Annotated in this window: 6 protein-coding genes; 4 read left to right on the top strand and 2 right to left on the bottom strand. The window is 42.6% G+C overall.

The features are described 5' to 3' along the window. Nucleotides 1-204 precede the first annotated feature (204 nt). Together AC6I5A_RS08110 and AC6I5A_RS08105 are read right to left on the bottom strand one after the other, a co-directional pair. Nucleotides 205-483, bottom strand: a complete 279-nt coding sequence (locus AC6I5A_RS08110; protein ID WP_034614243.1) for a type II toxin-antitoxin system RelE/ParE family toxin — start codon at nucleotides 481-483, stop codon at nucleotides 205-207. Then, nucleotides 480-764, bottom strand: a complete 285-nt coding sequence (locus AC6I5A_RS08105) for an AbrB/MazE/SpoVT family DNA-binding domain-containing protein (RefSeq protein WP_034614240.1) — start codon at nucleotides 762-764, stop codon at nucleotides 480-482. Before AC6I5A_RS08105 ends, AC6I5A_RS08110 begins: the two co-directional genes overlap by 4 nt. Nucleotides 765-911: 147 nt before the next feature. On the opposite strand from AC6I5A_RS08105, the gene AC6I5A_RS08100 reads away from it, so the two are divergent. The 4 genes from AC6I5A_RS08100 to AC6I5A_RS08085 all read left to right on the top strand — a co-directional run. After that, a complete protein-coding gene (locus AC6I5A_RS08100) occupies nucleotides 912-1,847 on the top strand; it encodes a hypothetical protein (protein ID WP_034614237.1) in 936 nt (311 codons plus the stop codon). A gap of 309 nt (nucleotides 1,848-2,156) precedes the next feature. After that, the gene (locus tag AC6I5A_RS08095; RefSeq protein ID WP_034614236.1) at nucleotides 2,157-3,422 is read left to right on the top strand and encodes a hypothetical protein; all 1,266 of its coding nucleotides are present in this window, start codon (nucleotides 2,157-2,159) and stop codon (nucleotides 3,420-3,422) included. A 257-nt stretch (nucleotides 3,423-3,679) separates the two neighbouring features. Next, nucleotides 3,680-4,669, top strand: coding sequence for a DnaJ C-terminal domain-containing protein (locus AC6I5A_RS08090; protein WP_034614233.1), 990 nt, complete (start codon nucleotides 3,680-3,682; stop codon nucleotides 4,667-4,669). A 48-nt stretch (nucleotides 4,670-4,717) separates the two neighbouring features. After that, nucleotides 4,718-5,082, top strand: a 365-nt coding sequence (locus AC6I5A_RS08085) for a Clp protease N-terminal domain-containing protein (protein WP_034614229.1), incomplete at its 3' end; no start/stop codon positions are given.

The raw sequence follows: 5,082 nt of genomic DNA, 5'->3' as shown, positions 1-5,082 counted from the left end.
CCGGCTTGTCCGGGTTGGGGGTATTCCAGCGAAATTTAAGGCACCGCCGTCCGTGGCGCTGCTGAGTCCGGGAGCATGATACGTCGTAGAACAGCCGGTTCCCGCCACTTGGAGGATGATGAATGCGGTCAGGGCGCGGCGGGAACCGGCGGGATGTTATCTGAAAGTCGGCGGAAAAGAAAGAAAAAGTAGCCGTCTCATGGGCTACTTAGGTGGGAAAACTTCATCATGGGTCCCGATAATATAGAAGGTGTTAATCTGATCATTTCCATCGGAAGTTACTTCTATGATAATTCTAACTGACATATTGATGCTGATTTCATAGAAGTTATCTGTTCCTTGAATCTTTTTATATCTTAAAGAAGGATGACCAGGGTCGGAGATGAATAATTCAATAGCTTTTTCTGCTTGTTTTGAAACCCTTGAGTCGAGTTGTTTAAATTGCTTATCGAATTTTCGAGTTGATTTAAAGCGTCTGGTCATTGTTTAATACCGTCAAGAAATTCGCTAACGGTATTAAACTCACGAGTATTGCCGGAATCAACATCATTTTTGGCTTCGAGCATATCATTTTGGACTATATCAGACCAGAAGTATGCTTGGCTAGTAGGCACGAGTTTCATTGGTTCAATGATAATTTTATTGTTATCCATCCGAATATCGAGAACATCTCCTTCATTGATATTTAGTTGTTCTCTGATGTCTCTTGGAAGGCTTATTAGATTTCGTTTTTGAACAAAGATCTTGTGGGAGCTAACAGACATGATGGTCACCCCTTTTCATAATCTACATACAGTATATGCGTAATTACGTAAATATACAAATATATGAAGAGCGTTTTGCTTGGGGATTCCTTTGGGGCGCCGACCTTCAGATAACTTCTAGAGATTTATGAGGTTCGTAAGGTTACTATGAATGAAGAAAAAGCAACGCTTAAAGAAAGGCTGGTGGCAATTATGAAGTATACTAAAAAGTCCAAGGCGATTACGCTAATGTCAGCAGTGCTGTTAGTTGTAGTAATCGGCGGAGCGGTGATGCTGGGAGGATGTGCCGGTAAAACCAACTCGGAGGATACCAATACTGGCATAATGACACCGAACTTGACAACGAACACTAAAATTGAAAATTTGCTGGCGCTAATTATGTCCTCGCCCCTGGAATCTTCAAATCTCGGCGATTATATCGCTGCCCATCAGGAGGAATATGACGCCATTATAAAAATGGATGCAGAAGCCCTGCCCTATCTGTTTTCCGAGTTTGAAAAAGGCGGCCAAACCGGGCTGAAGAGTCATATTATGGAAAGCTTGTGCAGGAATATTCTGGCTGGTGAAGATATCAAATATGCTAACACCGATCCTCAGGATTGGTATGATACTTACAAAGCGCATATGCGCAGCATGTTAGAGAAATACTCCCTCGAATTTTTAAAAGAACACAATCCCAAGGGCTCGCTTGTGCTAAACCGTGTGGATGTTGAGATTAGTCCGGAAAAATTACTAAGCTTTATTAAGGCTTATGACGAGAAAACCAGGATGTTAACTATTGACGAGGTAGAATGGGTGATACAGGGAGATACAAAAAGAGTAAAGGCGTTAGGATTAGATGCTGATTTGGATTTTCCCAATGGCTATTATATTTACAATGAATCGGATCAACAAACTAGTTTAAAGGTTGCTGAGGATGTTCAGGTAGATTTAGTCAATTGGCATGATTTAGCGAATCCATCTTTAACAAATGTAAATGGACTTGCTGAACGTATGGCTGAATACCCTGATCGAGATCCATTATGCCATTTGGCCCTTAAAGATGGTGTTATTGTTGGGATATTGGAACAATATAGACCTTAAGCTTGATTAGTATGTAGAATATTCCTATGTTGTCAGGGGGATGATGTTGTCCGGGATTAGGGGCAGGCGATGGCTACTAGCTAGAGAAAAAACTTTAGATCTCTAAGGACCATGTAATGTTGACTGGGTAATAGGTAATAACAATATAGATTATTGGTTCAAAATAATAATAAAATACTTCTATAAAATATTATCATTTTGCAGTAATGTTCGGAAGAAGAACTTCTTGAAACTAGACTTCGGCAGTATTCGTAACGTTAGACGACAGCGAATGAGTTGTATTCTTGAGTGGATATGAGGTGGCTAATCGTGAAAAAGACCGGTATAGATTATTGGAGAATGATAATCCTGGTATTGACGATTGCTTATTTTCTTGGCTTATCAGTGTTGGCGGACCGGTTAAAACTTGGATTGGTATTAATCATTTGGTCGGGGGCAATGATTCCGGTGATGCTATTATATCGTTCGTGGTCGGTCCTGCTGGAAATGTCAATGTTACCGTTTATATGGCTTATCGCAGCGCCTTTCGAGCCCCACCTGGGACCTGCCTGGTATCTGCTGCTGGTTTCAACCGTAACAATCTCTGTAAGTCACCGGATAAATTCTCGTATTGCAACAGCTGGTTCGGTACTGTTTTCATTGACTTTGGGTTTATTATTGACCTTGAATCGACAAATTGGAATTGTTGGGTCTGTATTGTTAGTAACTATAGCGTTAGGGCTGGCATTTTACGGTTTAAAAACCATCAGGGGACAAGCTGCATACAAACTACCCAAGAATATTGATCTGATTTTGTGCTCATTCTCCGGTAACACAGGACACTATGCAAATGAATTTATAGAAAGTGCTCGCAAGAGTGGGGCGGAGGTTAAAGTACATAGATTTCATTATTACAAAGATTTTAATCCTATGTTAGAAGGCGATTCTTTAGTTATTGCCTTTCCGGTAAGCGGTTGGAAACCTCCTTGGCCTCTAACAGATTTCCTCATAAATAAACTAAAGACAGGCAATGGGAAACCGGCATTCATACTCTATACTGCTGCCGGAGGACCCGAGAATGCCGGGATTATAGCTTGGGTTTTACTTGCTTTAAAAGGGTACAAGGTTATCGGAAGAATCTGGAGTATATATCCCTTAAATGTCCCGACATTTCGTCTGGGCACTAAAAAGCTCTGGCAGTTAATCGATTCAGTAACCCCCTTGAGAAGTGACCTTATTTTTGTCCGGCATTCAGCAAAGGAATTTATCTTCGGAGATGGAGGAGGGCTTCCTTTTATTTTCTGGCCAACTCCGCTTGCGGTTATTGGTTTTCTTTTGGATAACAAGTGGATAAACACCATCATATATCGGACATATGTTTGGCGTAAGAGATGTACGGCATGTAACTTTTGTATTAAGTATTGCCCTGCTAATAGGTTTGTTTCCGTTAACGGCCTTCCGAAGGCAAAAGGAACATGTGCATTATGCCTTGGTTGCGTGAATCACTGCCCGAAAAATTCTATGCAAATGAGGTTATGGACAGAATATGGTCAACCATATAAATCACGTTGGCCTCAGTTTATAATCAAGCCATAGATAAAAGGGAGACTTTGTCGTGAGACGTGCGTTCCCATGCGCTCAATTTTTAAGGAAGTTTGTAACACTTAATCCCAATGGATAATATGAGGGGATGGACTGCCTAAAAAAAGTCTGACCATTATTGACCTTCGCGCTTAAAGGGGATATAATCTACTTATAAAGGAAAAAATACTCCAATATATCCCAAGCTAAACTTATAGCAGTAATATTAAAAATGAAATAGAAACAAGTACATGAGTATAGGAGGTGAGCAAATGGACTTTAAAGACTATTATGCCAGTCTTGGTGTTTCACCAGAGGCAGATGAAAAAACGATAAAAAAAGCTTATCAAAAGCTGGCAAAAAAATATCATCCTGATGTTAATCCGGGCGATAAAGCGGCTGAAGAAAAATTTAAGGAAGCTACGGAAGCCTATCAAGCAATCAGCGATCCCGAGAAACGACGCAAATATGATGAATTACGGCAGGACTATCAACAATGGCAGACCCGCGGCGGACGTGGAGATTACAATTGGGACCGTTGGCATTCTCAACCCGGGGGAGCGGGTGGCGGGAGCCAGACTTATACCATGTCCCCGGAAGAATTTGCGGAAATGTTCGGTGGCACCGGCAGATCGGGTGGCTTTGACGGTTTTGGAGGGGAAGGATTTTCGGATTTCTTCTCTGCCCTTTTTGGCGGGGGCGGTGGACAAGGCCGTGGGTTCAGCGGCGGCTCTTCTGTAAGGCGTGCTCGCGCCGGTCAGGACCTTGAGGTCGAAGTTCAAGTGACCCTTGAAGAATCTTATCATGGGACGACACGCCTCATCCAAACCGGGGAAAAGCAAATTGAAGCCAAAATCCCGAAAGGAGTACGTACCGGTTCTAAGGTGCGGCTTACCGGCCAAGGGGGTCCTGGGATTTCGGGCGGGCCGAACGGGAGTCTCTATTTAAACATCACAGTAAGTCCACATGCTCGCTTTGTTCGTGAGGGGGATGACTTGAAAGCCGATTTACCGATTGATTTCTACAAAGCCATTTTAGGGGGGGAGGTTAGGGTCCTGACTTTAGGCGGAGAAGTAATTCTCAAAATTCCAACCCTTTCGCAAAGTGGCAAGAAATTTCGCTTAAAAGGAAAAGGTATGCCAAATTTAGAAAATCCACATAAACAAGGGGATCTCTTTGTAGAATTAGCTATTGTCCTACCGGAAAACCTGAGTAAGCAAGAGATTTCGACTCTACGTGATCTGGCTGCTAAAAGAGGGTAACTTCATGACGCTGTTAACTTTACCTAACTTGAAAAGGAGTGAGTAATTATGTCTTTCGATACCAACCGATTTACCCAAAAATCTCAGGAAGCGATCGGCAATGCCCAAAATATGGCGGAACGCAACGGAAACAGTCAGGTTGAGCCTGAACATCTTTTGCTCGCTCTTTTAGAGCAAGGGGATGGCGTCGTTCCTCAAGTATTAAGTAAATTAAATATGGCAGTGGGCGTACTCATCAAAACTATCCGTCAAGAGATCAATCGCCTGCCACGTATAAGCGGTGGAAATGTCCAATTAAGCATTTCCCCCCGTTTACGTACGGTATTAGTAGCGGCCCATGATGAGATGGGCACGTTTGGGGATGAGTACGTCAGCACCGAACATTTACTGCTGGCCATTTTTGAAAAAGCCGG

This window comes from Desulfosporosinus sp. Tol-M2 (assembly GCF_059735615.1).
This window is presented reverse-complemented; position numbering and strand designations above follow the sequence as displayed.